This is a genomic window from Haloarcula sp. DT43, assembly GCF_037078405.1.
Lineage (GTDB): Archaea > Halobacteriota > Halobacteria > Halobacteriales > Haloarculaceae > Haloarcula > Haloarcula brevis.
The window spans coordinates 746,235-769,638 of the sequence record NZ_JAYMGZ010000002.1; the positions used below are offsets into that span (position 1 = coordinate 746,235).

A 23,404-nucleotide genomic window follows, 5' to 3' on the forward strand; every position below is an offset into this window, starting at 1 on the left:
TTTTCCGTCGGGGACTTCCGCCGCCGTATGCCGACGGTCACGACCGCCGCGCGACTCCACTTCGGGTTCCAGAACCTCTCGCTCGCCCACGAGCGCCTCTACGGCGGCGTCGGGCTCGCGCTCGACGAGCCGCGACTCGCGGTCCACGCCGAGCGCGCGGACGAGGTCCGGTGTGACGACGCGGCGACCGAACCGTACGTCCGGCGCGTCGTCGACGCGCTCGACGTGCCCGGCGCGGCCGTCGCCGTCGACGAGCGGTTCCCGCGCCACGTCGGCCTGGGGAGTGGCACCCAGCTCTCGCTGGCGACGCTCATCGCCGTCGTCCGGGCGTACGACCGGACCGCCGACGCCCGGACCTACGCGCCGCGGCTGGGCCGGGGCGGCCGGAGCGGAATCGGCGTCGCGGCGTTCGAATCGGGCGGGTTCGTCGTCGACGGCGGCCACCCGACCGAGCGGTTCACCGCGGAGCCGCCGGCCGAGGGCGACTGGGACGTGCCACCGGTGCTCGCACACCACGACGTGCCCGCCGACTGGCGGTTCGTCGTCGTCGTCCCGGACACCGACCCCGGCCAGAGCGGGGCCGAGGAGGACCGGAGTATGCGCCAGGCCGTCGAACGGGCTGACCCCGGCATCGCCGACGAGATATCGACGTTGCTGACCCGCCGGCTCCTCCCCGCGATTGCGACCAGGGACCACGGCGACTTCGGCCAGGCCGCGGCGCGACTCGGCCGGCTCAACGGCGCGTGGTACGCCGACGAACAGGGCGGCGTCTACCGCCCGCCGGCCGGCACGCTCGTCGACTCGCTGTCGAGCGTCCCGGTCGTCTCCGGGGCCGGCCAGAGCTCGTGGGGCCCGACCGTCTGGGGGCTGACGACGGCGGCCCACGAGTCCGAGGCCCGGGAAGCCGGCGTACTGGCTCTCGACGAGGCCGGCGTCGAGGGCACGGTCCGCGTCGTCGCCCCCCGGAACACCGGTGCCTCGCTGACCGAGTAGGGTGCCGCCGCGCAAGCTCGGGTGAGACGCGAACCGCCGGAACGAAGCACGACTCTTGCAGCCGCCAGTGCGGTTATCCGTCTCGACGGCAAACTCCCGTCGATGACTGCACTGTTCTCACCGCTGGAACTCCGTGAGACGACTGTCCCGAACCGTGTCATGGTCTCCCCGATGTGCCAGTACTCCTGTGAGGCCCGCGACGGCCTCGCCACCGACTGGCACCGCACCCACCTCGGCTCCCGCGCCGTCGGCGGCGCGGGCCTGGTCATGACCGAGGCGACCGCTGTCGAGGCCCGCGGCCGCATCTCCCCGGAGGACCTCGGAATCTGGAGCGACGAGCACGCGGCGGCGCTGGAGCCGATTACGGACTTCGTCAGCGGGCAGGGCAGCGTGCCGGGCATCCAGTTGGCCCACGCCGGCCGGAAGGCCGCCACCTCTCGCCCCTGGGAGGGCCACGACCCGCTCCAGCCCGACGAGGGCGGCTGGGAGGTCGTCGGGCCCAGCGACGACCCCTGGCCCTACGAGGACGGCGAGGCCCCGCCGACGACGGCGCTCGACCGGGACGGTATCGAGTCCGTCGTCGACTCGTTCCGCGCGGCCGCCGAGCGCGCGCTCGACGCCGGCTTCGAGGTCGCCGAGGTCCACGCCGCCCACGGCTACCTCCTCCACGAGTTCCTCTCGCCGGTGACGAACGGCCGCGAGGACGACTACGGCGGCGACTTCGAGGGCCGCACGCGGCTGACGCGCGAGGTCACCGCCGCCGTCCGGGAGGTCTGGCCCGACGACAAGCCGGTGTTCGTCCGGATTTCGGCGACCGACTGGCTCCCCGAGCGCGACTCCTGGACCGTCGACGATTCCGTACGGCTGGCCGACCAGCTCGCCGACGTGGGCGCGGACCTCATCGACGTGAGCGGCGGCGGCATCCACCCCGAGTCCCGCCCCGACTACGCCGGTCCGAACTACCAGCTCCGGTACGCCGAGCGCATCCGCGAGGAAACGGAGTCGGACATCGCCGTCGGGGCCGTCGGCGGCATCACGACGCCCGAACAGGCCGAGGCCGTCGTCGCCAACGACCGGGCGGACGTGGCAATCGTCGGCCGCGAGCACCTCCGGGACCCGTACTTCACGCTGACTGCCGCGAAAGAACTGGACGCGACCGACGAAACCGAGGGGCCGCCGCAGTACCGCCGCGCCTGGGGCTTCTGAGCGGTCAGACCTTGTCGAGGTCGAGGTCGACGGCGTACCAGTCGAGCGCGAGCAAAAAGGCCGCGCCGACGGCGGCGGCGGCGACGAACGCGACGAGGACGTCCGTCGAGAAGCCGACCGAACCCCGGACCTCAACGACGGGAGCGCGCAGCGCGCCGACGACGAGCGCGACGAGGAAGGCCAGCGTCGCCCGGCGGTTGTAGTCCAGCGCGCGGCGGACGACGCGGGCGATGGTGAACAGGCCGACCAGCCCGCCGAGGATGAACGTCACGACCGGCACGGCGGTCGTGGTCACGTCCTCGACCGTGCCGCCCGTCGCAAGGGCGATGAGCGCGTCGACGAACGCGCTGAGCGCCGTCGACATCCGGGTGTACTGACCGAGGATGATGAGCAACAGCGACCCGGAGATGCCGGGCAGAATCATCGCGCTGACCCCTATCATGCCGGCGACGAAGACCAGCGCGAGGCCGCCACCGTCAGCGGCGGACGTCGACACGCCGGAGACGTAGAACGCGAGGACGAAGCCGACGACGCCGGCCCCTAGCTGGAACGGCGAGTCGACGGTGAGGCTGCGCAGCAAGACGACCGCCGAGGCGGCGATGAGCCCGAAGAAGAACCCGAAGAGCAGCGCCGGCGTCTCCTGGCTGGCGACGTGGACGATTCGCGTCACGATGACGACGGCAGTCCCGACGCCGGCGACCAGCGCGACGAGGAACCAGACGTCGAGTTCGAGCAGTTCCGCGAACGCGCCGCGGGGGTCAATCCCACCGTCTAGCGGCGTGAGCGCGCGGAGAAATCGGAGTATCCGGCCCGGGGTGACGGCGGTAATCGCGGCGATGAGCCGCTCGTAGACGCCGGCGATGAGAGCTATGGTCCCCCCGGAGACGCCGGGGACGCCGTCCGCACTACCCATACAGAGGCCGATGACAAACGTTCGAAGCCACGCACGAAGCGGCGGCACCGAGCCCCGAATCGTCGGCAGGTCGCTCGGGTCTCGGTCGGGAGGGGTGGTCATCACTGAACGATTCCAGCATCACGCTCAAATCCCTTGTGGAGTCCGGTCACGAAACCCGGCAAAAGGAGTACGTGGCGGCGCTAGGACCGGTGCTCTAGCGTGAGCACGCCGTTCCTGAGTGTCTGGACCGCGCCGGCGGCCGGCAGGTCGATGTCGAACTCCGTCTGGAGGTGTGGCGCGTCGACGGCGACGACGGCCTCCGTGCCGATGACGTCGACTGTCACGTAGTCGTCGCTGACCTGGAGCGAGTCGAGGTCGACGGCGACAGTCCAGCCGTCGTCGTGGTCGGTGTGCGAAACGTGTAGCGGCGACCGGTCAGTTTGTGCGTCCATCCGTCAATCATGGGTACGTGTTACACACATAAAGCTCCCCGTTCGGCGTGTGCCAACTGCCGGGTTTCCGGCGCGGGCACACAGCCGGGACCGGGTCCGTTTGGTCGGGTGTTGTCGCCCCCCGCCTACGGCACGCCGCCGCGGTCACTGCGTCCCGACGTCGACCGTGATGTCGTCGACGTAGTGGGTCGCGTCCCCCTCCCAGATGACGCTCGTCCCGAGCGCGACGTACAGGGTCTCCATCGACAGTTCGGGCGTCGTCCATTCGAAGGTGTACTCCCGCCAGCCGTCGGCGAGCCACAGCGGCTCCCGGAGCCCGCCGTACGGTGTCTGCCCGAGGTCGGTGGTGTTCACGCCGGGATGCGGGAAGTCCGTCTCGACCGCCGGCGGTTCCGGCCCGAGGCGCATCACCGCGTCCCGGAGCGTGTTGAACGATTCCGACTCGCTCCAGAACTGGGCGCTGACGGTTATCTGGTACGCCTGGCCGGGCTCGACGGCGACGGGATGGACGCCCCAGGTCACCCCGTCGTCGTAATCGCCCTCGTTCCAGATGCGCAGCGAGCGGTCGCCCGAGGCCGCCTCGGCGTCCGAGACGCCGAACTCCCACTCGAACTCCGAGAGTTCGACCTCCGGCCCGATGGCCGCGCCGCTCTCCCAGTCGCCGAGGCCGTCCTCGAACCCCTCCTCGAACGCCGGCCCCGTGGAACTGCCCGTACAGCCGGCGACAGCCGCAACACCGGTCACTGCGCCCGCCCGAAGCATCTCACGACGGAACATCGTCTTGACTGTCATGTCGGCCCGTGATAACTGGCGGGGGTGACGACCCCGAGAGACAGTCACGCTACGTCCGTGGTCCGAGATACCCCCACGCCTGCAGTCTGTCCCCGTCGCCGTCGACCCACCGCTCGCCGATGTCGTCGCGGTAGTAGAGGTTCGGGATGACGACGTCGTCGACGCGCTCGTAGGCCTGCGCTCGCGCCGCCTGCATCGTCTCGCCCTTGCCCGTGACGACCAGCGGCATCCCGCTCTCGCCGGCGACACGCCACTGGCCGTCCACCCGCTTCGCGTCCTCGATGTGAATGCCCGCACGGTCGTCCGACTGGAACACGACCGCGGCGTTGCGGGAGTTCTCGTCGTAGGTCGCCTCGTCGTCGAACGGGAACGGTGGCAGGACGACCCGAACGCCGACTTGGTACCCGCGGTGGACCTCCAGACCCGGGTCGCGCCCGTTCGCCAGGTCGAGGAAGAACTGGCCCGTCTCCGACTCGAACGACTCCTCCTGCAGCGTTATGGTCGGATAGCCGAACCGGGGCGTGAACTCCAGCGGGTAGATGCCGCCCTCGTTGACGATGCAGTTGACGTCGATGCTGCCGACGTACCCCTCGTCGGCGAGCCACCCCTCCAGTTTGCCGAGCGTCTCCGCGAACAGTTCGTTGCGCCCCGCCCAGAACATCGAGGTCCCCATCTCGCCGGTCGAGGGGCCGATGTTGCCCGGGAACAGCTTCTTGTGCTCGAAATTGAAGTTGATGGGCTCGACGAACGACTCGCCGTTGAAGAAGCCACAGACGGCGATTTCGACGCCCTCGACCTTCCGCTGGAGCTGGAACCCCTTCATCCGGTGGCCCCACGCCTTCTTGTACGCCCGGAGCACGTCGACGACGTCGCTGCCGTCGTCCTCGTTGCCGACGTAGAGGAGCCGCTTGACGTTCTGTACCTCGCCGAGCGGTTTGATGACGTACGGTGCAGGGTGCTCCTGGACGTGCCGGATGCCGGCGTCGAAGTCCTCGAAGACGTGGTGCTCGATGGTGTTGACGCCGTGTTCTTCGAGGACGTCCATCGCGTAGCCGCGGTCTTCTTCGAGCCGGTCTGTGTTCGGGGTCCCGCCGACGACGGCGTGGCCCTCGGCCCGGAGTTCCCGCGCGATTTCGCCGGTGCCGACGTCTGAGCCGACCCAGATGTCGTCGAAGACGACGACGTCGGCCCACCCGACCTCGGCACGCCAGTCGTCGGTCTTCGGGACGAACCCGTCGGCGATTTCCCTGTCGCTGTCGGCCTCGATGTAGTACTTCACGTCGTGGCCCTCTCCGGCGACCTGCCAGGCGATGTCGCCGATGAGCGCCGCGTCCAGCGAACAGAAGAGGAAGTTTGCCATGCCCGGTCTGGGAGCGGGGACGGGGTAAGCGTTGCCCGTCCCGGCCGCCGCGGGTCGGGGTCACGTGGTGACCGCCCCGGCGTAGTCGGCCGATCCCCGTCGGCGGTCTAAATACCCCGCTCCCGTAAGCCGAACCGTTTTAGTCCCCATCTGTAAACTTCCACGTATGACACGCGACGAACTCGCATCCGCGAGCGAACTGCTCGAATCGGCCTCCGAAGACACCGACAGCGGCGACGCGAGCGAGCGCCTCGCCGAACTCGCCGACCAGCTCGGTACCCTCGCGACCGACGAACGCGGCCCGGACCACGGTCGGCTCGCGCGCATCCAGTCGGCGCTCAACGACCTCGGCAGCGGCGACGCAGAAGATGTCGCCGACACCATCGACGCCGCCGACGACCACATCAACGAGTACCGGTCCGACCTCGAAGGGGTCTGAGGCCGTCCGGCCACACGTAGCGTTCTCCGACGAACCAGCCCGGGAGCGGCGGCTACGACTCGGTCGGCGTCGCCGCTCGCATCTGTCGGAGTAAATTACATCTTAATTAATGTTTGTGGGTAACCAAAAGCTTTTGACAATTCCGACAGTTTCAGTCAGACGTATATCAGGTTTGGGAGACAGGGTGGTGGTTCCCTCCCGACGTGGTGATATCAATGAGCAAATCAACGAAGGGCCGAACGGCCCCCAAATCGATGCGTCACAAACAGATACTCGACGTAGCAGCCGAGAACCCCGAGGCGTCTATCGCGGAGCTGGCGGCCGAAGTACCGAGCGCGACAGCGGACCTCGTCGAGCGGGTCCTCGAAGAACACGGCGACCCGGCCGAGAGCGACGGGACCGACGCACCCGAGGAGTCCCCGAACGAATCGTCGACGGCGTCACAGTCGTATCCCGCCCCCGATACCCTCACCTCGACGGAGCGGGAGACGCTCCGGGCGATTCAGCGCCATCCCACCGCGTCCCAGCGGGACCTCGCGGAGAAACTCGGCGTGACCGCCTCGACAGTGAGTAACCGCGTCAACGGAATCGACGGGTTCGACTGGGCGAACCGCGCGGAGTTCGCCGACGGCGTGTTCGACGGCGACGCACCGGAGCCGACGGCGACCCCGGACGACACCGGAGCGGCACCCGACGCCGAACCGACCGAGGACGACGCGGTGGCCGACGAAGCCGACACGGTGGCTGACGAAACCGACGACAGGGAGTCCGACGCCGCGCCCGACCGTTCGCCCGCCGAACCCGCGCCGGCGGCCGGCGAAGTGAACACCACGCTGACGACGTTCCAGTCGACGGTCGAGGAGCTGTCCGACAAACTGGCCGACCTCGAAGGGCAGGTCGAGACCGTCACGGACGGCGGCGACTCGCCACGGCCGTTTCGGGACCCCGAACTCGTCCACAAGGTCGTCCACGCGTGTATGGACTCGGAGAACATCTCCGACGAAGAGGAGCTCAGAATCCTGGACTCGCTGCTTTAGTTGTACTCGCGCCAGCGATACCCGCAGTCCTGGCACTTGAAGAACCGCGTCGGCGGCTCGTCGGCCGACCCGGTCTGTTTGATGGTGTACCACGCTTTCCCGTGCCCACACTCCTCGCAGGTCACGTCGTCGGCTGTCGGTTTCCCCTCGAAGTTCGCGCCTTCCTCGGTCTCTATCAGTTCGTCGCCGCTCTGTTCGTCCGTGCTGACGAACTCGGCCGCGCGGTCCTCGTCTTTCGTGACTCGGGTGCCACAGGACTGACAGACCATCTCGTCGCCGTCAGCGTGCATCATCGAGCCGCAATCGTCGCAAAACTGCATACGCGGCGTTGGGACACCGAGGCAAAAAGCCGTTACTGCTCGCCCTCGATGTCGTGGTTCTCTGCGACGACCGGACAGTCCAGCAGCCGGACCGTCTCCATGTCCAGAAACTCCATGAGTTCGGTCCCCTCGTTCGTGCAGTGGGCGTTCGGCGGCTCGGAGAAGTGCTCGCACTGCTCGCAGTAGCGGTGTTTCGACACCTCCGCGTAGCGGCCCTCCGGCGCGGTCCCGCCGTCGTCGCCCTCGGCTATCTCCGCCCACACCTTGTCGGCGTCGATGTGGTCGATGTCGACCCGCTCGAACGCGCTCTCGCCGCTTCCGAAGGGGTCCTCGCCGCGGTCGTCCATCCCCGAGAAGGGGTCGTCCGTCTCGGCCGGCGACTCCGTGACGGACCGGTCCGCGTCCGCCGACGAATCCGACTCCGCCGCCGACCGGAACTCTTCGGTGTCGACCGCCGAGAGGAGGTTGTCGTCGGCTCCGGGGACGTCCGCCTCCGGCATCTCGGGCGTCCCGGACGCGTCCGCGCCGGCCGACGAGTCCGGCTCTGTTTCCGCGGAGTCCGCGTCCCCGGGGCCGCCGAGGCGCTCGAACGGGTCGCCCTCGCGGTCCCCGTCGGGGTCGAGTTCCTCGAACGGGTCCCGCTCGTCGTCACTCATCGGTCTCACCCGGTTCGAGCTGTGCCGCGGCCACCAGCCGCGCCTTCGAGCGGATGATGCCGCCCTCGGGCCGCACGTCCGACACCGTCGCGTTGCAGTGTGGGCACTGGGGTTCGGTCAACAGCCCGATGTCGACCTGTTCGTCGCAGTTCGAACACCGGGCCGTCGAGATGTTCTCCTGTGCCGCGGCGCGTTTCAGCCGGTCGACCGCCTTCCGGTCCTGGTCCCGGCCGCTCCGGTCCTCGCGGAGGTCGCTGACGACCCAGGCGACGCGGGTGAGTTTGTCCTCGACGTCGTCCAACCGGTCGTCGATGTCGTCGAGTCGCTCGTCGTGTGTCTCGGTGGACTCGGCCACGTCCGCCCGCAGCGCGGCGATGTCAGACTCCAGCCCCCCGAGGTCGTCCGCGAGCGCCTCGATACGGTCGAACTCCGCGTGGTCGTGGTCCGCCGGTGCTTTCGCGTCGGCCTCCCGTTTGACCTGGACGACGCGCTCGCGGACGTCCTCGATTTTCGTCTGGAAGTCCGCTTCGAGCGTCTCGACCCGCTCGGCGAGTCGGCGCTCCACCGTGTCGGCGATGTCGGGGACGCGGTCGCTGACGGCGCTCTCGGCCGCCGCCTCGACCGACCCGTTGAGCTTCTCGTCGACGGTCGCGGCGACGACGGCGTCCAGTTCGTCCGCCGACGACTGGCCGAGGTCCCCAACCTCGGCGTCCGAATCGGCCGCCGCCATGTACGCGGCCAGCAGTTGCTCCATGACAGCCTCGCGGGGCACGTCGAGCGTCTCGGCCCGTTCGGTCAGCCACTCGTCTAACTCCGTCGGTAGCTCGACGTGCACTCCCTCCTCATCGGTCGATTCGGAGGCCATTACGACACCTTTGACGAACGACACTGATAAGGGTTTACCGCCGATTTCAGAAACCGAGAGCGGGAGCCCTCAGCCGGTCCCGGCGTCGTCTTCTTGTTACTGTCTGTCGTGATGGCGAGTATCACTACCGAATCTTGCGCACGTCGCTGATGTCGAAGCCCGCCTCGCCCAGTTCCGTCTCGAACTGGACGATGTCCTCGTCCTCTATCTGGGAGAGGACGCCCCGGAACTGCTGGACGACGAGGGTCCGTGCCCGGGTGGAGCCGCCGGACTCCCAGGCGAACTCCATCGTGCCGTGGGACGCGTCGACGAGCTGCCCGTGTCGCACCGCCGACAGCGTCTCGGGGTTGACGTGCAACAGGAGCAGGCCGCCCCACTGGTGGGCCGCCTTCTGGAGCCCCTGGACGAGCGAGCTGATGTCGGACCACTCGATTTCCTCCCCCATGGCGCTGACGAGGTCAGACAGCGAGTCGATGACGACGAGGTTCCCCGCCGCCACGTCGTTCAGGACCATCCCGAGCGTGCCCAGCAGGTCCTCCCGCTCGTGACGCGCCCGGAGGTCGGTAATCGACGCCGTCTCGCTGGCGTACCAGTCCCGGGGCACGGGGCTGATGTGGAAGTACCGCTCCGAGAGGTCGTGGAACTCGACCGCTCGGCTCCCCTTCTCGACCACCTCGTCGTCCATCGCCAGCCGCATCTCGCTGACCAGCTGCGACTCGCTCGCGGTAAAGGAGACGTAGTGGACTTCCTCCGGGGCGACGGCGTCGGCCGAGAGGTCGCCGTAGTAGAGGTCGTGTAGCTCCGAATCCACCTGTCCGAGCCCGTTGATGAGCGCGCTCGTGTGCATGAACTCCCGGGAGCCAGCCCCCGCCTCGCCCGAGAGCAGGACGACGCTCCCGGCGGGCGCGCCACCGTTGATGATGGAGTCGAGCTGGCGGACCCCGAACGGGATTCGCTCCATACGTCCACCTACCTACGCGGTCGCTTAAACGCTTGGCCTGCCGCTGGAGGCGGGGTGCCGGCGGCTTACCGCCAGACAGCGCGCCCGAGCCGCGTCTCGGAGAGGTCGAAGTCGAAGCGGTCGGTCCAGAGGAGGCCGGCCCCCAGCAGGGCGGCCAGGCCGACCGGCACCCAGTTCGCGTAGAAGAGGTTGATACCGCCCCACAGCAGGACGAAACTCACCAGGTCGTCGAGCATGAACGGACACGCTTCGAGGCGCTGTCGGAGCCCCGACCGGTCGAACCCGAGGTCGAACAGCAGGACGGCGACCGACCCCGACAGGAGCCAGCCGGCGTAGTTCTGCCACGGGACGCCGTAGAACTGCGGGGCCTCGTAGGCCCAGAAGCCGATGGCGACGGCCCCGGGGTCGAGCACGAGGTCGACGAGCATGACCGTCGAGAGCGTCGCCACCAGCCGCACCGCCGTCGACGCCGCCCGGTCGCCGAGCAACAGCAGGACGAGCAGGTAGGCGTTCAGGACCAGCGGGAAGAAGAAGACCGGGAGCCCGACCGGTACCTCGCCCAGCAGCATCGGGCCGAGGTCGACGCCGTAGGCGAACTCGCCGTAGGGCCAGCCGGTCCGGACGCCGACGAGTTCGATGCCGTAGGAGTACAGCGTCAGCGCGACCAGCGCCAGTCCGGCCCGACGGTCCACGAGCGGGAAGACGCCGGCCACGAGTGGCAGGCGCATCACGACCGTTCCGAAGAGGACGAAGTAGGGGTTGAACGCGAGCGGGTCCGGGAGGACTCCCTCGGCGCTGGCGAGCAGCGTCACTGCGCCCACGAGCGGAAAGACGACGGCGATGGTGAAGCGGTTCGCGGTGACGAACCGGTCGAACCGCGCGGTCGCGTCGGCCTTCGTCTCCGGTATCGTCCACCCCGCTATCGTCCGGTCGCCGCCGTCAGCCATACAGCATCACCCACAGGGCGATGAGCGTGAACACCGTGCCGACGACGGTGTTGATTGCGGGGTACCACCAGTAGGCCTCGTCGATGTCGACGCCGATGCCGAGAATCCCGAACACGAGGCCGGGGTAGACCAGCAGTAGCAGGCCGAACACCCAGTGGGTGTAGGTGAACACGAACGCGGCCGTGAGCCAGCACATCACGCAGTAGTAGTAGGTGTTTGACTCGCCCAGGAACGTCGCCGTCGTCCGGATGCCGGCCTCGCGGTCGGGCTCGATGTCCGGAATCGCCGAGAAGGTGTGCATTCCCATCGCCCAGAGCCACGCGCCGGCCACGGCCGTCGCCGGCGGGGCTACCCCTTCGATGGCGGCGTAGCCGACGACGCCCGGCAGGACGTACAGGCCGTTCGAGACGGAGTCCAGGAACGGCGTCGTCTTGAACCGCAGCGGCGGGGCCGAGTACTCGACCGACAGCGCCAGCCAGGCCAGCAGAGCGACGACGCCGAGCGAGGGGAGGCCGAGGACGAACGGCAACGCGAGCGCGCCGCTGGCGACCACGATGGCCGTGACGGCGCTGTCGCCGCGGTAGCTCACCTCGCGGCCCTCGTCTTTCTTCGGGTTGTGCTCGTCGACATCGGCGTCGAAGATGTCGTTGACGCCGTAGAGGAACACGTTCGCGGGCAGGGTGAAATACAGGAACAGGGCGACGGCCAGCGGCGAGAACAGCTCTGCTGGGCCGTCGGCCGCGTAGCTGACGCCGACGATGACCGGGCCGCCAAGATAGAGCCAGAACCGGGGCCGGGAGAGCCGCAGCAGGTAGCCCACGAGCGTCTCCTCGGGCGGAATGACGGCGGTGATGCGGTCGGTCGGGAGTTCTGGCATTACTCAGGCGGTGTCTTCGATGAGCGCCTTCGCGGTGTGTTCGCCGCTGATGAGACACATCGGCACGCCGATGCCGGGCGTGGTGAACGACCCCGTGAAGTAGAGGCCGTCGACGGCCGACGAGCGGTTGTTGGGCCGCAACAGGGCCGTCTGGCGGAGGGTGTGGGCCAGCCCCAGGGCGGTCCCCTCCGTGGCGTTGTACCGCTCGCCGAAGTCCGAGACGGCGAACTGCTTCTCGTAGACGATGCGGTCGCGCAGGTCGACGCCGGTGTTGTCGGCGATGTCGGCCAGCACCTTCTCGCGGTACTCCGCACGTATCTCGTCGCCGTCGTGCAGTCCCGGCGCGATGGGGACCAGCACGAACAGGTTCGAGTGGCCGTCCGGAGCGACGCTGTCGTCGGTCTTCGAGGGCACACAGAGGTAGTAGGCCGGGTCGTCGGGCCAGGACGGCTCCTCGAAGATGTCCGCGAAGTGCGGGTCCCAGTCCGTGGGGAGGACGAGCGTGTGGTGTTCCAGCGGCTCCACGTCGCCCTCGACGCCCATGTACATGAGGAAGGCCGACGGCGCGTAGGTCCGGTCGTCCCAGTACTCGTCGTCGTACTGGCGCTCGTGGTCGGGCAGGAGTTCGCGCTCGGCGTGGGCGTAGTCGGCGTTGACGACCACTTCGTCGGGGTGAGTCGTGTCTCCGTGGACCGTCTCGACCAGAAACCCCTGCTTGCGGCGGGCGATTTCGTCCACTTCGGCGTCGGTCCGGTAGGTGACGCCCAGTTCCTCGCCGAGTTCGACGAGGCCGTCGACGACCGCGCCGAGGCCGCCGTCGGGGTAGTAGACGCCGAGGTTGAAATCGACGTGGCTCATCATATTATAGAGCGCCGGCGTCGTCTTCGGCGAGCCGCCGAGGAACACGAGCGTGTACTGCATTATCTGCTGGAGCTTCGGGTGCTCGAAGTAGTCCTCGACGTGGCCCTGCATCGACCCGATGAGCTGGAGGCCGACCGGCGCGGCGGTCATCACGTCGAGGTCGACCCAGTCGCGCAACTCCGAGCGGTCCTCGTAGACGAACTTGTTCATCGCCGTCTCGTAGTGGTGCTCGCTCGTGGCGAGGTACTCCTCGAAGGCGTCGCCCGCGCCCGGCTCGTACTCCTCGAACTTCTCGCGCATCTCGTCGTTGTTACCGGTCACGTCGAGGCGGTCGCCGTCCTTGAAGAAGATGCGGTAGTGGGGGTCGAGTCGCTGGAGGTCGTAGTAGTCCCGTGGCTCCTTGCCGAAGTACGCGAAGAACCGCTCGAACACGTCGGGCATCAGGTACCACGACGGCCCCATGTCGAACCGGAACCCCTCGGCCTCGAGCCGGGAGGCGCGGCCGCCGAGTTGCTCGTTTTTCTCAAGCAGCGAGACGTCGGCCCCAGCGTCGGCGAGATAGCACGCCGCGGAGAGGCCGCCGATGCCGCCGCCGACGACAGCCACGCCTTCACCGGACAAGTCACTCATTGTGTGTACAGAGGGGCCGGAGCGTCAATAAATGGGCGGCCAAACCACATTGGTGTGGCACGAGTGGGCACACAGCAGGCGATTCGCGGTCGCCGTCTTTCGGGGCGGCGACGCCCGCTTTCCGGCCACGGTGGGGCGAAGTGGGAGACGTATATGGGGATGGGGGCCGGACGGGGACGTATGGAACCCGACCTCTCGGCACTGGACGCGTATCTCGACGACGCCGGCGTCGACGGCTACCTCCTCGACGCGGACTCGGAGGTGTCCGACCAGTACTACCTCTCCGGCTTCGACGCCCCAGACCCGTTCGTCACGCTGTACGACGGCGAGACGCACCTCCTGTTCCCGCGGAGCCTGGAGTTCGGCCGGGCCAAGCGCGAGTCCCGCGCCGACACCGTCGAGCGATACGTCGACTTCGACCACCAGGGGAAGGTCGAAGAGTACGGCCCCGAGGAAGCGGTTTCGCACGTCCTCGCCGACTTCCTCGGGGCCTACGGCGTCGAGAGCGTGGCCGTCCCCCCGCGGTTTCCGCTCCGGACCGCGGACGGCCTGCGCGCACGCGGCGTCGACGTGACCGCCGACACCGACGGGGTCGTCACGGAGATACGAGCGACGAAGACCGAGGCGGAAATCGACCACGTCCGGACGGCACAGCGGGCCAACGAGGCGTCGATGGCGGCCGCCGAATCGCTGCTCGAAGCGGCGACGATTGCCGACGACGACACGCTCGAACTCGACGGCGAGACGCTGACCAGCGAGCGCGTGAAAGAGGAAATCGAGGTGACGCTGCTCCGACACGGCTGTTCGCTGGACGAGACCATCGTCGCCTGCGGCGCGGACGCCGCGGACCCCCACGACCGCGGGAGCGGGCCGCTGGCCGCCCACGAGCCAATCATCGTCGACATCTTCCCCCAGGACAAGGCGACGAAGTACCACGCCGACATGACCCGGACGTTCCTGAAAGGCGAGCCCAGCGACGCGGTCCGCGAGTGGTACGACCTGACCGAGCGCGCGATGGACGCGGCGTTCGAGGCGCTGGAACCCGGCGCGACCGGCGCGGACGTCCACGACGCCGTCTGCGACGTGTACGAGGACGCCGGCGAGCCGACGCTGCGCGGCGACGAGCGGACGGAGACAGGCTTCATCCACAGCACGGGCCACGGCGTCGGGCTTGACGTCCACGAGCTTCCCCGGCTGTCGCCGACCGGCGGCGAGCTCGAACCGGGCCACGTCGTCACCATCGAACCCGGCCTCTACGACCCCGATGTCGGCGGCGTCCGCATCGAGGACATCGCCGTCGTCACCCCCGACGGCTACGAGAACCTGACCGACTACGAGATAGAACTGGTCGTCTGAGCCGGCGCGAGACGTCGTCTCGGGGTTGTTACCGCGTGACAGTATTTTCCGCCGCTGCATCATGAACATTTATTATGGATCGGTCGAAAGGTGGTGGTACCCAATGCTTGTATCCGACGTACGCCTCGCACGCCGCTCCGACACCGAACCGCCGACGAACCACAGACGCCGGCCGACACGACCCCCAGGATGACAACACGAATCACGACCCCCCGAAACGACGACTCGTACCCGACAACCACGCTGCCGTTCGACGCGAACGACCAGTCCAGCCGCGCGCCGAAGATGTTCTCGCCGACCAATCACGCCACGATGGGCCAGTTCGACACCGAGGCCACGGACCCGCGCTGAACTGGGACACAACGCATATCCCGGCGGCACGCCTCCGTGCCGACATGTCCGATTACACTACGGTGTCGATTCCGAAGGACCTCGCCGAACGTGTCGAAGAGACAATCGAAGGGACGAGCTTCTCCAGCACCTCGGACCTCGTCCGGTTCCTCCTCCGGAGCATCGTCGTCCAGCACCAGCGGGAGGGGGAGCTGACCGAGGCGGAGTTTCAGGACATCACCGACCAGCTGCGGGACCTCGGCTACCTGGAGTAACGCCTGCGCGAGCTACTGCGGATACTTCTCGGGCGGCTCGACGTCCAGCACCGTGACCTCCCGCTTCTGTCCGGCCCTGTCGAAGGCCCCGAAGGCGTCGACGTCCCACGGCGGGATGCCGACGAAGACGACCTCGTGGAGGTCGTCGGTCTTGCTGACGCCCATGTACCCGTCGGGGTGGGAGACGAACCGGCCCTGCGTCTGGCCGGCCGGCGTGCCCAGGTCCACGCCGAACACCGCCCGGACGGAGGCCCCGGCCGAGGGAAGATAGAAGTCGGTGAACACCGGCGTCTCGTCGGGCAGGTCCGCGTCCGGGAGCTCGCCGGCCGGCGTGACGGCCAGCGAAATCGTCACGTCGTCGGGTTCGGCCTCGCTGGCGAGCCGTAACAGCGTCTCGACAAGTCCGCGTGTGACGTAGACCACGCCATACCTTCGCACGGCCCGGGTAAAACGGCGTCGTTCCCGTCGGTTCAGCCGAGCACGAGCGACTTGAGGTTCTTGGCGTACAGCCCCGGCGTCCGGCCCCGCGACCCGCGGAGCGCGTACGCGATGGCCTCGGCCGCGTCCTCCATCACGCCCTCCCCGTGCCCGACCAGCACCCGCTCGGGGTCCAGGCGGCCGAGCTTCTTCGGCGGGAACAGGCGCAACATCGGGTGGACGCCGAGTCGCTCGTCGCCGGCGAGGAAGTAGTCGGCCGCCCCGACCGCCTCGGGGACGACCAGCGTGTCGTCGTCGTCGCCGTACAGCGCGGCCTCCTGCCAGAACGGGTTCTGGATTAGCTTGTGGACGCCGTAGTCCGTCCCAGGCAACTGCCGATGGATGCGTTCGACCGGTGCGTCGATGTCGTCCTCGACGCCGGACATCCACTCGGGGACGTACACCGGCACGTCGTGGCGGTTCGCGACGGCGGCACTGTCCCGTTTGTGCCGGTCCAGCAGGACGACGACGCCTTCCACCTCGCCGAACTCCGCGAACAGGTCGTCGACGCCGTCGACGTCTATCGGGTCGACGACGAACGCGCCGGCGTCGGTCCCGAGGACGTGGCTCGCCCGGACCATCATCTCGTCGGGGTACGGGATGTAGCTCACACCCCGCTCCCAGCGGTTCGTCTCCAGCCACTCCGTCGCGTCGCCCTGGCCTTTCATTGGCATAGGCTCCCGTACGGGCCTGAACCGAATAAATGGTCGAGAACGGGAACTGCGCGTCGCGCGTCCGCTCGGGGCGGAGACGGCGTCCACAGCGGCTTTGTCGGTGGCGGCCGAAGCGCCGGTATGCTCTCCTCGCCCGCCTGGCTCACGCTGGAGGTGAAGTACCCGGACCGCGCGACGGCGTTCTACGAGGCCTTCCTGGAACTGGACGTGCGGTCCGAGACGCCCGAGGAAGCCGTGCTCGCGGCCGGCGACACGGAACTCAGGCTCCGCGCGCCGGGACCGGTCCCGCGGGGCGGGCTTCACACCCACTACGCGCTGACGGTTCCCGAGCGGCAGTACGACGGCTGGTACGACCGACTGGACGAGCGCTTCGACCTGGTCGAACACACCTTCGGCGACGCCCGGTCGCTGTACTTCTACGACCCGGCGGGCAACTGCGTCGAACTCGGCGAGCGGGCGGTCGACGGCGACGGCGTCAGCGGCCTGTTCGAACTCGTCCTCGAAGTCGAGGACCTGCCGTCGGCCGTCGAGTTCTACCGCACGCTGGGGTTCGAGGTGGTCGACGACGGCCGCGAGGAGGGCCGCGTGCGGCTGTCGACCGGCGAACTGGACCTGGAACTCTGGTCGCCGCGGCTTGGCATCGCCGACGCTCGCGGCGGCGTCCACGTCGACTTCGGCGTGGTCGCCGAAGACCCGAAATCGACGGCCCGGGACGTCGCCGACGACGCGCTCGCGGTCACGTCGGTCGAGGACGGCGTCCGAATCAGGGACCCGGACGGCCACTACCTGACGCTGGTGTCGGCCTGACGGCCGACTCGGGAGCGGATATAATGACACCCCCGATGCTAGTAGCCGTATAGACCCCTCATAGGCAGGTTCTTTTCGTGTCCGCGGTCACGGTCCACCCGAGGATGCCCCCCACCGACACCCGGGCCGGACGCGACGTCCCGCCGAAGGCGACGCTGTTCTGCCCGGACTGTGGCCATCGGAGCAGGTACGACGGCGACTGGGTCGTCGTCGAGCGCCGCAACGGGACGCACTACCGCTGTCCGGACTGCCACGAACAGATTACGACCCGAACGAGCCGCGCCGGCGGGCCGTCGTCCAGGCTGCTGGACAGCTACTGGCAGGCGTGGGACCACGGGATTCGCGCGTGGCACGGTCTCCTGCAGCGGCTCCTCTCCCCGTGAACGGCTCGCCGGCGCCGTCGGGCACGGACAAGCCCACTGGCCCCTCAGAAGCGTTCGACGACGACACCGCTCGGGGAGACACGCCTGCCGCGCCGCTCAGTCCAGCCGCTCGGAGTCGATGCTGACGCCCGGCGGCGTCACGACGAGAAAACCCCGGAAGTGCATCAGTTCGCCGCCGGCCTCGCGGACCGGCCTGGCGAACCCCGCGGCGAGTTCGTTCAGGTCGCCCTCGACGTCGAGGACCAGCACGGACCCGCTCTCGACTGTGTTCAGCCACTGTTCGGGCGGTTCCGACCCGTCGAGGACGCCCAGGACGACCCGGTTGCTGCCCGCGCCGTCGCGGCCATCGTCCATCTGGTCCTCGACGGCCTGCAGGTCCAGCCCCTCGAAATCGCTCATGCCCGACCACACGGACGGACGGAGCAAAAATCCTCCCCACCTGTCTGACGCGCGGCAGTCGCGATGGCTGCGATAGTGGGGTAGCGACCGTGTGCCGTGCCCACGCACCACCGTTTCATAGACAGCTATAAATAGTGGAAGCGACCAGATACAGGTGCTTATGTCCAACAACGAGGGCACGTCGGGATCTCCGGCGGATCGAGTTCTTCCAGGGCACACTGGATTCCACGTCTGAGATTACAGACGCACGGATTTTCGACACCACGCTGCGCGACGGTGAGCAGTCACCACGCACGTCGTTCAACTACGAGGACAAACGCGAGATAGCCGCGCTGCTCGACGAGATGGGCACCCACGTCATCGAGGCCGGGTTCCCCGTCAACTCCGACGCGGAGTTCGAGGCAGTGCGCGACATCGCCGAGTCCACGCGAGTGACGACCTGCGGGCTGGCGCGTGTGGTCGAGAAAGACATCGAGGCGGCCTTGGATTCGGGTGTGGACATGGTCCACACCTTCGTCTCGACGTCGGACGTACAGTTGCAGGATTCCATGCACGCGACCCGCCAGGAGGCGCTCGACACGGCCGTCGACTGTGTCGAGATGATAAAGGACGCGGGCGTCGAGTGCATGTTCTCGCCGATGGACGCCACGAGGACCGACGAGGACTTCCTCGTCGAGGTCATCGAGGCCACGTCCGCGGCGGGTGCGGACTGGATTAACATCCCGGACACGTGTGGGGTCGCCACGCCGCGGCGGTTCTACGACCTCATCGAAATCGTCGACGACTGCACCGACGCCTACATCGACGTGCACACGCACGACGACTTCGGGCTGGCGTCGGCAAACGCCATCTCCGGCTTCGAGGCCGGCGCCAGCCAGGCGCAGGTGTCGGTCAACGGCATCGGCGAGCGCGCCGGCAACGCGGCTTACGAAGAGGTCGTGATGGCACTGGAGTCGCTGTACGACGTCGACACCGGTATCGACACCACCCGCATCACGGAACTTTCCCGCATCGTCGAGGAGAAATCTGACATCGGGGTGCCGGCGAACAAGCCCGTCGTCGGGCGCAACGCCTTCTCCCACGAGAGCGGCATCCACGCCGCCGGTGTCATCGAGAACTCCGACACGTTCGAGCCGGGCGTCATGACCCCCGAGATGGTCGGGGCCACGCGCGAGCTCGTGCTCGGCAAACACACCGGGGCCCACTCGGTCCGTGAACGGCTCGTCGACGCCGGCTACGACCCGACCGAGGCGGAGGTCCGGGAAGTGACCCGCCGCGTCAAGGAGTACGGCGCGGAGGAGCAGGTCACCATGTCGGTGCTCGAACGGTTCGCCGAGGAAATCGGCGTGAGCGAGGAGAGCGAGGAGGTCCGGGCGTAGGCCCATGCCTTCGCTTCCGGCCGTCACCACGCGTGAGCAGCCACCGGTGAGCATCCGGCTTCGAGCTGCCGGTCGCCAACAACTATCACAGAACGTTTATTATTCGGGACGAACTGCTACCGGATGTGATGAGCGCGGCCGCTGGGCGTCAGGTTCGACCCCTCGCCAGCGCCGCGACCGCTATTCTCGGCGTGCGTATTGTAGGGGCCGTATAGCCCCTCACCCTACCTTCTCACGCCCGGTCGAATCGCTTCGCCACAACACCACACAGTCACCAGTCATGCACGCAGCACACACATCACCGCGGTATCGAGCCAGAGCGCGAACAGCCGGAGGGACGACGCGATGAGCGAACGCGCATCCGTCCCCAAGGAAGACGAATCGGCGGCAGAATCGGAACAGGAACCGGTCACGACGGGTGCGCAGTCGGTCATCCGCGCCCTGGAAAACGCCGGGACCGACTACGTCTTCGGCGTCCAGGGCGGCGCTATCATGCCGGTCTACGACGCGCTGTACGACTCCGACATCAACCACGTCACGATGGCCCACGAGCAGGGGGCCTCCCACGCCGCGGACGCGTACGGCATCGTCACCGGCGACCCCGGCGTCTGTTTCGCCACGTCTGGGCCCGGGGCGACGAACCTCGTGACCGGCATCGCCGACGCCAACATGGACTCGGACCCGGTCATCGCCCTGACCGGCCAGGTCCCGACGGAGTTCGTCGGCAACGACGCCTTCCAAGAGACCGACACGGTGGGCATCACCCAGCCTATCACGAAGGAGAGCTACTTCGCTTCCGACCCGGACACCGTCGGCGACGACGTCAGCGAGGCGTTCGCGCTCGCCGACGCCGGCCGGCAGGGGCCGACGCTCGTCGACCTGCCCAAGGACGTGACCCAGGGCGACACCGAGGTCGAACCCGGCACGCCACAGACGCCGGAGACCTACGACGTGCCCGAAGAGGCCGACGACGCGGATGTCCAGGAGGCCGCCGAGGCGCTTGCCGAAGCCGACCGGCCGGTCATCCTCTCGGGCGGCGGCGTCATCAAGGCCAACGCCTCGAACGCGCTCCGGGAGTTCGCCATGGAGTACGAGGTTCCGGTCATCACGACGATGCCCGGCATCGGCTCCTTCCCCGAGGACCACGAACTCTCGCTGGAGTGGGCCGGGATGCACGGCACCGGCTACGCCAACCTGGCGATTACCAACACCGACTGCATGCTGGCCATCGGGACGCGCTTCGACGACCGCCTGACCGGCGGCGTCGACTCCTTTGCCCCGGACGCGGAGGTCATCCACGTCGACATCGACCCCGCCGAAATCAGCAAGAACGTCTACGCCGACTACCCGCTGGTCGGGGACGCCCGCGAAGTGCTCCGCCAGCTGTTCGACGCGATGCCGCGCGCGCCCGACGCCGACGAGTGGCGCGAGCAGTGCCAGGAGTGGAAGTCGGAGTACCCGATGACCTACGACACGCCCGACGACGAGCCGCTCAAGCCCCAGTACGTCGTCGAGACGTTCTCCGACATGACGCCGGACGACACCATCGTCTGTACCGGCGTCGGCCAGCACCAGATGTGGGCCTCCCAGTTCTGGGAGTACACCGAGCCCCGGACGTGGGTGTCCTCGCACGGGCTGGGGACGATGGGCTACGGCGTGCCCGCCGCCATCGGCGCGAAACTGGCCGCCCCGGACCAGGAGGTCGTCTGCTTCGACGGCGACGGCTCGTTCCTGATGACCGTCCAGGGCCTCTCGGTCGCGGTGCGCGAGCAGCTCGATATCACCTACGTCGTCCTCAACAACGAGGCGGTCGGGATGGTTCGCCAGTGGCAGGACGGCTTCTACGAGGGCCGCCGGATGGCCTCGGAGTACCCGTGGATTCCGCAGTTCGACAAGCTCGCCGAGGCCTTCGGCGCGCGCGGGTTCACGCTCGAATCCCACGACAACGTCGAGGAAACGATACAGGAAGCACGCGAGTACGACGGGCCGAGCGTCATCGACGCTCACATCGACCCCGGGGAGAACGTCTTCCCGATGGTCCCGAGCGGCGGCGACAACGGCCTGTTCGCGCTCAACGAAGCCCAGCTGGACATGATATAACAATGACTGGAGGAATGCCAGGCCCCACGCCGGACGAACGGATGCGCCCGAAGGGCCGACGCAACACGCAGGGTATCCGCGTCGACCCCGAGGCCGAAGTGACCCACGAACCGCGACAGGCAGTGCTGTCGGCCCTGGTCAAACACCGACCGGGCGTCCTCTCGGAGGTGTCGGCGCTGTTCAGCCGCCGGCAGTTCAACATCGAAAGCCTCACTGTCGGGCCAACAGTCGACGAGGACACGGCCCGGATGACGATCCTCATCGAGGAGCCGGAACCGGGGATCGACCAGGCGAAAAAGCAACTGCGGAAGCTCGTGCCCGTCATCTCGGTCAGCGAACTCGAAGGCGGGGCTGTCCGCCGAGAGCTCGCGCTGGTGAAGGTCAGCGGCGAGAAGCCCGACGACGTCAACGCCGTCGCCGACATGTACAACGGGCAGGCCGTCGACGCGTCGACCGACTCCGTCACCGTCGAAATCACGGGCAGCAAGCAGAAGATAGACGCCGCCATCGAGGCGTTCAAGCAGTTCGACGTGCAGGAAATCGTGCGAACCGGGGCCGCCGCACTGGAACGCGGCCCGAACACACTAGAGAAAGATGTCTGACGAATTCACGACGACAGTCTACTACGACGACGACGCCGACGTATCGACACTCGACGACGAGACCGTAGCCGTACTCGGCTACGGGTCACAGGGCCACGCCCACGCGCTGAACCTCCACGAGTCAGGCGTGGACGTGGTCGTCGGCCTCCGGGAGGACTCGGCTTCCTGGGCCGACGCCGAGGACGCCGGCCTCCGTGTCGAGACCCCCGACGTGGCCGCCCGCGAGGCCGATCGCGTCGTCATGCTCGTCCCGGACACGGTCCAGCCGTTCGTGTACGAGGCCATCGAGGACGAACTCGACGCCGGCGACACGCTCCAGTTCGCCCACGGCTTCAACATCCACTACGGCCAGATAGAGCCGCCGGAAGACGTGGACGTGACGATGGTCGCGCCGAAGTCCCCCGGCCACCTCGTGCGCCGGACCTACGAGCGCGGCGAGGGGACGCCCGGCCTCATCGCGGTGTATCAGGACGCGACCGGCGACGCGAAGGAAGAGTCCCTGGCCTACGCGAAGGGCATCGGCTGCACCCGCGCCGGCGTCATCGAGACGACCTTTCAGGAGGAGGTCGAGACGGACCTCTTCGGCGAGCAGGCCGTCCTCTGTGGCGGCGTCACCGAGATGGTCAAGGTCGGCTTCGAGACGCTGGTCGACGCCGGCTACGCGCCGGAGATGGCCTACTTCGAGTGTCTGAACGAGCTCAAGCTCATCGTCGACCTGATGTACGAGGGCGGTCACATGGGGATGTGGAACTCCGTCTCCGACACCGCGGAGTACGGCGGCCTGACCCGCGGCGAGGAGGTCATCGACCGCGAGGGGATGGAGAGCATACTCGAAGAGGTCCAGAACGGCGAGTTCGCCCGCGAGTGGATCAACGAGAACCAGGCCAACCGGCCCGCCTACAAGCAGTACCGCGACGCCGAACAGCACCACCAGATAGAGGAAGTCGGCGGCCGCCTGCGCGAGCTGTTCGCGTGGGGCGAGGACGCCGACGCAGAGAAGACAGAAGCCCCAGCAGATGACTAACGAGAGTACGGACCCGACAGACGGCGAACAGAACGACTCGCGCGCGACGATGCGGAGCGTCGAGCACACGCACCCGGAGACGAACGCGACTTTCGGCGCGGTGTTCCGACGCGGCCCGGTCGTGGCCGCCGACGGCGGTGAGCGCGACGGAGCGGAGGAGACGATGGAAGACGTCGACCACGAGGCACCCGGCGAGGGCGTCACTCGCGCCTACGAGCGCGGGACCGAAGGACGGGACGAGACAGTATGAGTACCGATAGACATTCCTGCTCGCTACGCTGCGCGGGCTGTGACTATCGACCTCACG

Annotated in this window: 28 protein-coding genes; 14 read left to right on the forward strand and 14 right to left on the reverse strand. The window is 68.0% G+C overall.

Features of this window, described 5'->3' with window-relative positions:
- Window positions 1-27: 27 nt before the first annotated feature.
- Together VI123_RS11235 and VI123_RS11240 are read left to right on the forward strand one after the other, a co-directional pair.
- Window positions 28-993 carry a beta-ribofuranosylaminobenzene 5'-phosphate synthase family protein gene (locus VI123_RS11235; protein ID WP_336338136.1) on the forward strand — a complete coding sequence of 322 codons (966 nt, stop codon included), beginning with the start codon at window positions 28-30 and terminating at the stop codon, window positions 991-993.
- Between the two features lie 102 nt (window positions 994-1,095).
- Window positions 1,096-2,199, forward strand: coding sequence for an NADH:flavin oxidoreductase/NADH oxidase (locus VI123_RS11240; RefSeq protein WP_336338137.1), 1,104 nt, complete (start codon window positions 1,096-1,098; stop codon window positions 2,197-2,199).
- Window positions 2,200-2,203: 4 nt separating this feature from the next.
- On the opposite strand, the gene VI123_RS11245 is transcribed toward VI123_RS11240, so the two are convergent.
- The 4 genes from VI123_RS11245 to VI123_RS11260 all read right to left on the reverse strand — a co-directional run bounded on the left by VI123_RS11245 (window position 2,204) and on the right by VI123_RS11260 (window position 5,698).
- The gene (locus VI123_RS11245; protein ID WP_336338138.1) at window positions 2,204-3,214 is read right to left on the reverse strand and encodes a DUF368 domain-containing protein; all 1,011 of its coding nucleotides are present in this window, start codon (window positions 3,212-3,214) and stop codon (window positions 2,204-2,206) included.
- An 80-nt stretch (window positions 3,215-3,294) separates the two neighbouring features.
- Window positions 3,295-3,546: a DUF7127 family protein gene (locus VI123_RS11250; protein ID WP_336338139.1), complete on the reverse strand. Its 252-nt coding sequence runs from the start codon at window positions 3,544-3,546 to the stop codon at window positions 3,295-3,297.
- A 144-nt stretch (window positions 3,547-3,690) separates the two neighbouring features.
- Window positions 3,691-4,338 carry a hypothetical protein gene (locus VI123_RS11255; RefSeq protein ID WP_336338140.1) on the reverse strand — a complete coding sequence of 216 codons (648 nt, stop codon included), beginning with the start codon at window positions 4,336-4,338 and terminating at the stop codon, window positions 3,691-3,693.
- Window positions 4,339-4,387: 49 nt separating this feature from the next.
- Window positions 4,388-5,698 (reverse strand): phosphoribosylamine--glycine ligase, encoded by a 1,311-nt coding sequence (locus VI123_RS11260; RefSeq protein WP_336338141.1) that lies wholly within the window; start codon window positions 5,696-5,698, stop codon window positions 4,388-4,390.
- 166 nt (window positions 5,699-5,864) lie between these two features.
- On the opposite strand from VI123_RS11260, the gene VI123_RS11265 reads away from it, so the two are divergent.
- Both VI123_RS11265 and VI123_RS11270 read left to right on the forward strand, forming a co-directional pair.
- A complete protein-coding gene (locus VI123_RS11265; RefSeq protein ID WP_336338142.1) occupies window positions 5,865-6,137 on the forward strand; it encodes a DUF7553 family protein in 273 nt (90 codons plus the stop codon).
- 254 nt (window positions 6,138-6,391) lie between these two features.
- Window positions 6,392-7,174 carry a winged helix-turn-helix transcriptional regulator gene (locus VI123_RS11270; RefSeq protein WP_407066998.1) on the forward strand — a complete coding sequence of 261 codons (783 nt, stop codon included), beginning with the start codon at window positions 6,392-6,394 and terminating at the stop codon, window positions 7,172-7,174.
- On the opposite strand, the gene VI123_RS11275 is transcribed toward VI123_RS11270, so the two are convergent.
- From VI123_RS11275 to crtD, 7 genes are all read right to left on the reverse strand, one after another.
- Complete coding sequence (locus VI123_RS11275) at window positions 7,171-7,494, reverse strand: transcription factor S (protein ID WP_336338144.1); 324 nt, start codon at window positions 7,492-7,494, stop codon at window positions 7,171-7,173. The two genes, VI123_RS11270 and VI123_RS11275, sit on opposite strands and share 4 nt — an antisense overlap.
- Before the next feature lie 32 nt (window positions 7,495-7,526).
- Window positions 7,527-8,150, reverse strand: coding sequence for a hypothetical protein (locus VI123_RS11280; protein WP_336338145.1), 624 nt, complete (start codon window positions 8,148-8,150; stop codon window positions 7,527-7,529).
- Window positions 8,143-9,015 carry a hypothetical protein gene (locus tag VI123_RS11285; RefSeq protein ID WP_336338146.1) on the reverse strand — a complete coding sequence of 291 codons (873 nt, stop codon included), beginning with the start codon at window positions 9,013-9,015 and terminating at the stop codon, window positions 8,143-8,145. Before VI123_RS11285 ends, VI123_RS11280 begins: the two co-directional genes overlap by 8 nt.
- 124 nt (window positions 9,016-9,139) lie before the next feature.
- Entirely contained in the window at window positions 9,140-9,976 is an 837-nt protein-coding gene (locus VI123_RS11290) for an RAD55 family ATPase (protein ID WP_336338147.1), read from the reverse strand.
- 65 nt (window positions 9,977-10,041) lie between these two features.
- Window positions 10,042-10,923: a bisanhydrobacterioruberin hydratase gene (gene cruF, locus VI123_RS11295; RefSeq protein WP_336338148.1), complete on the reverse strand. Its 882-nt coding sequence runs from the start codon at window positions 10,921-10,923 to the stop codon at window positions 10,042-10,044.
- Window positions 10,916-11,800 (reverse strand): prenyltransferase, encoded by an 885-nt coding sequence (locus tag VI123_RS11300; RefSeq protein ID WP_336338149.1) that lies wholly within the window; start codon window positions 11,798-11,800, stop codon window positions 10,916-10,918. Before VI123_RS11300 ends, cruF begins: the two co-directional genes overlap by 8 nt.
- 3 nt (window positions 11,801-11,803) lie before the next feature.
- Window positions 11,804-13,291, reverse strand: a complete 1,488-nt coding sequence (gene crtD, locus VI123_RS11305; RefSeq protein WP_336338150.1) for a carotenoid 3,4-desaturase — start codon at window positions 13,289-13,291, stop codon at window positions 11,804-11,806.
- Between the two features lie 180 nt (window positions 13,292-13,471).
- On the opposite strand from crtD, the gene VI123_RS11310 reads away from it, so the two are divergent.
- The 3 genes from VI123_RS11310 (at window position 13,472) to VI123_RS11320 (ending at window position 15,252) form a co-directional block, all read left to right on the forward strand.
- A complete protein-coding gene (locus tag VI123_RS11310) occupies window positions 13,472-14,647 on the forward strand; it encodes a Xaa-Pro peptidase family protein (RefSeq protein ID WP_336338151.1) in 1,176 nt (391 codons plus the stop codon).
- 189 nt (window positions 14,648-14,836) lie between these two features.
- A complete protein-coding gene (locus VI123_RS11315; RefSeq protein WP_336338152.1) occupies window positions 14,837-14,998 on the forward strand; it encodes a hypothetical protein in 162 nt (53 codons plus the stop codon).
- Window positions 14,999-15,042: 44 nt separating this feature from the next.
- The gene (locus tag VI123_RS11320; protein ID WP_137682350.1) at window positions 15,043-15,252 is read left to right on the forward strand and encodes a ribbon-helix-helix domain-containing protein; all 210 of its coding nucleotides are present in this window, start codon (window positions 15,043-15,045) and stop codon (window positions 15,250-15,252) included.
- Window positions 15,253-15,264: 12 nt separating this feature from the next.
- Here the strand turns inward: VI123_RS11320 and VI123_RS11325 are convergent, their stop codons facing one another.
- Window positions 15,265-15,675 carry a hypothetical protein gene (locus VI123_RS11325; RefSeq protein WP_336338153.1) on the reverse strand — a complete coding sequence of 137 codons (411 nt, stop codon included), beginning with the start codon at window positions 15,673-15,675 and terminating at the stop codon, window positions 15,265-15,267.
- A gap of 47 nt (window positions 15,676-15,722) precedes the next feature.
- On the reverse strand, window positions 15,723-16,397 hold the full coding sequence (locus VI123_RS11330) for a hypothetical protein (protein WP_336338272.1): 675 nt from the start codon (window positions 16,395-16,397) through the stop codon (window positions 15,723-15,725).
- A gap of 126 nt (window positions 16,398-16,523) precedes the next feature.
- Between VI123_RS11330 and VI123_RS11335 the strand changes: the two genes are divergently transcribed.
- Complete coding sequence (locus VI123_RS11335) at window positions 16,524-17,210, forward strand: VOC family protein (RefSeq protein WP_336338154.1); 687 nt, start codon at window positions 16,524-16,526, stop codon at window positions 17,208-17,210.
- Window positions 17,211-17,314: 104 nt separating this feature from the next.
- Window positions 17,315-17,593, forward strand: coding sequence for a hypothetical protein (locus tag VI123_RS11340; protein WP_336338155.1), 279 nt, complete (start codon window positions 17,315-17,317; stop codon window positions 17,591-17,593).
- A 96-nt stretch (window positions 17,594-17,689) separates the two neighbouring features.
- Here the strand turns inward: VI123_RS11340 and VI123_RS11345 are convergent, their stop codons facing one another.
- Window positions 17,690-17,992 (reverse strand): DUF5779 family protein, encoded by a 303-nt coding sequence (locus VI123_RS11345; RefSeq protein ID WP_336338156.1) that lies wholly within the window; start codon window positions 17,990-17,992, stop codon window positions 17,690-17,692.
- A 134-nt stretch (window positions 17,993-18,126) separates the two neighbouring features.
- Between VI123_RS11345 and VI123_RS11350 the strand changes: the two genes are divergently transcribed.
- The 5 genes from VI123_RS11350 (at window position 18,127) to VI123_RS11370 (ending at window position 23,347) form a co-directional block, all read left to right on the forward strand.
- Entirely contained in the window at window positions 18,127-19,371 is a 1,245-nt protein-coding gene (locus VI123_RS11350; protein WP_336338157.1) for a LeuA family protein, read from the forward strand.
- A gap of 345 nt (window positions 19,372-19,716) precedes the next feature.
- Window positions 19,717-21,471 (forward strand): biosynthetic-type acetolactate synthase large subunit, encoded by a 1,755-nt coding sequence (gene ilvB / locus VI123_RS11355; protein WP_336338158.1) that lies wholly within the window; start codon window positions 19,717-19,719, stop codon window positions 21,469-21,471.
- Window positions 21,472-21,485: 14 nt separating this feature from the next.
- Window positions 21,486-22,073 (forward strand): acetolactate synthase small subunit, encoded by a 588-nt coding sequence (gene ilvN, locus VI123_RS11360; RefSeq protein ID WP_336338159.1) that lies wholly within the window; start codon window positions 21,486-21,488, stop codon window positions 22,071-22,073.
- On the forward strand, window positions 22,066-23,097 hold the full coding sequence (gene ilvC, locus VI123_RS11365; RefSeq protein WP_336338160.1) for a ketol-acid reductoisomerase: 1,032 nt from the start codon (window positions 22,066-22,068) through the stop codon (window positions 23,095-23,097). The genes ilvN and ilvC overlap by 8 nt, the downstream gene beginning before the upstream one ends.
- Window positions 23,090-23,347: a hypothetical protein gene (locus tag VI123_RS11370; RefSeq protein ID WP_336338161.1), complete on the forward strand. Its 258-nt coding sequence runs from the start codon at window positions 23,090-23,092 to the stop codon at window positions 23,345-23,347. Before ilvC ends, VI123_RS11370 begins: the two co-directional genes overlap by 8 nt.
- Window positions 23,348-23,404: the final 57 nt, after the last annotated feature.

Bases quoted from the DNA above. Each gene is read 5' to 3' on its own strand.
- VI123_RS11265 (WP_336338142.1), top strand. From the start codon at position 5,865: ATGACACGCGACGAACTCGCATCCGCGAGCGAACTGCTCGAATCGGCC.
- VI123_RS11280 (WP_336338145.1), bottom strand. From the start codon at position 8,150: ATGAGTGACGACGAGCGGGACCCGTTCGAGGAACTCGACCCCGACGGG.
- VI123_RS11320 (WP_137682350.1), top strand. From the start codon at position 15,043: ATGTCCGATTACACTACGGTGTCGATTCCGAAGGACCTCGCCGAACGT.
- ilvB (WP_336338158.1), top strand. From the start codon at position 19,717: ATGAGCGAACGCGCATCCGTCCCCAAGGAAGACGAATCGGCGGCAGAA.
- VI123_RS11290 (WP_336338147.1), bottom strand. From the start codon at position 9,976: ATGGAGCGAATCCCGTTCGGGGTCCGCCAGCTCGACTCCATCATCAAC.
- VI123_RS11310 (WP_336338151.1), top strand. From the start codon at position 13,472: ATGGAACCCGACCTCTCGGCACTGGACGCGTATCTCGACGACGCCGGC.
- VI123_RS11245 (WP_336338138.1), bottom strand. From the start codon at position 3,214: ATGACCACCCCTCCCGACCGAGACCCGAGCGACCTGCCGACGATTCGG.
- VI123_RS11340 (WP_336338155.1), top strand. From the start codon at position 17,315: ATGCCCCCCACCGACACCCGGGCCGGACGCGACGTCCCGCCGAAGGCG.
- VI123_RS11275 (WP_336338144.1), bottom strand. From the start codon at position 7,494: ATGCAGTTTTGCGACGATTGCGGCTCGATGATGCACGCTGACGGCGAC.
- VI123_RS11335 (WP_336338154.1), top strand. From the start codon at position 16,524: ATGCTCTCCTCGCCCGCCTGGCTCACGCTGGAGGTGAAGTACCCGGAC.
- VI123_RS11270 (WP_407066998.1), top strand. From the start codon at position 6,392: ATGCGTCACAAACAGATACTCGACGTAGCAGCCGAGAACCCCGAGGCG.
- VI123_RS11240 (WP_336338137.1), top strand. From the start codon at position 1,096: ATGACTGCACTGTTCTCACCGCTGGAACTCCGTGAGACGACTGTCCCG.
- VI123_RS11260 (WP_336338141.1), bottom strand. From the start codon at position 5,698: ATGGCAAACTTCCTCTTCTGTTCGCTGGACGCGGCGCTCATCGGCGAC.
- VI123_RS11315 (WP_336338152.1), top strand. From the start codon at position 14,837: ATGACAACACGAATCACGACCCCCCGAAACGACGACTCGTACCCGACA.
- ilvC (WP_336338160.1), top strand. From the start codon at position 22,066: ATGTCTGACGAATTCACGACGACAGTCTACTACGACGACGACGCCGAC.
- ilvN (WP_336338159.1), top strand. From the start codon at position 21,486: ATGCCAGGCCCCACGCCGGACGAACGGATGCGCCCGAAGGGCCGACGC.
- VI123_RS11370 (WP_336338161.1), top strand. From the start codon at position 23,090: ATGACTAACGAGAGTACGGACCCGACAGACGGCGAACAGAACGACTCG.
- VI123_RS11330 (WP_336338272.1), bottom strand. From the start codon at position 16,397: ATGAAAGGCCAGGGCGACGCGACGGAGTGGCTGGAGACGAACCGCTGG.
- crtD (WP_336338150.1), bottom strand. From the start codon at position 13,291: ATGAGTGACTTGTCCGGTGAAGGCGTGGCTGTCGTCGGCGGCGGCATC.
- cruF (WP_336338148.1), bottom strand. From the start codon at position 10,923: ATGGCTGACGGCGGCGACCGGACGATAGCGGGGTGGACGATACCGGAG.
- VI123_RS11235 (WP_336338136.1), top strand. From the start codon at position 28: ATGCCGACGGTCACGACCGCCGCGCGACTCCACTTCGGGTTCCAGAAC.
- VI123_RS11250 (WP_336338139.1), bottom strand. From the start codon at position 3,546: ATGGACGCACAAACTGACCGGTCGCCGCTACACGTTTCGCACACCGAC.
- VI123_RS11255 (WP_336338140.1), bottom strand. From the start codon at position 4,338: ATGACAGTCAAGACGATGTTCCGTCGTGAGATGCTTCGGGCGGGCGCA.
- VI123_RS11300 (WP_336338149.1), bottom strand. From the start codon at position 11,800: ATGCCAGAACTCCCGACCGACCGCATCACCGCCGTCATTCCGCCCGAG.
- VI123_RS11285 (WP_336338146.1), bottom strand. From the start codon at position 9,015: ATGGCCTCCGAATCGACCGATGAGGAGGGAGTGCACGTCGAGCTACCG.
- VI123_RS11345 (WP_336338156.1), bottom strand. From the start codon at position 17,992: ATGAGCGATTTCGAGGGGCTGGACCTGCAGGCCGTCGAGGACCAGATG.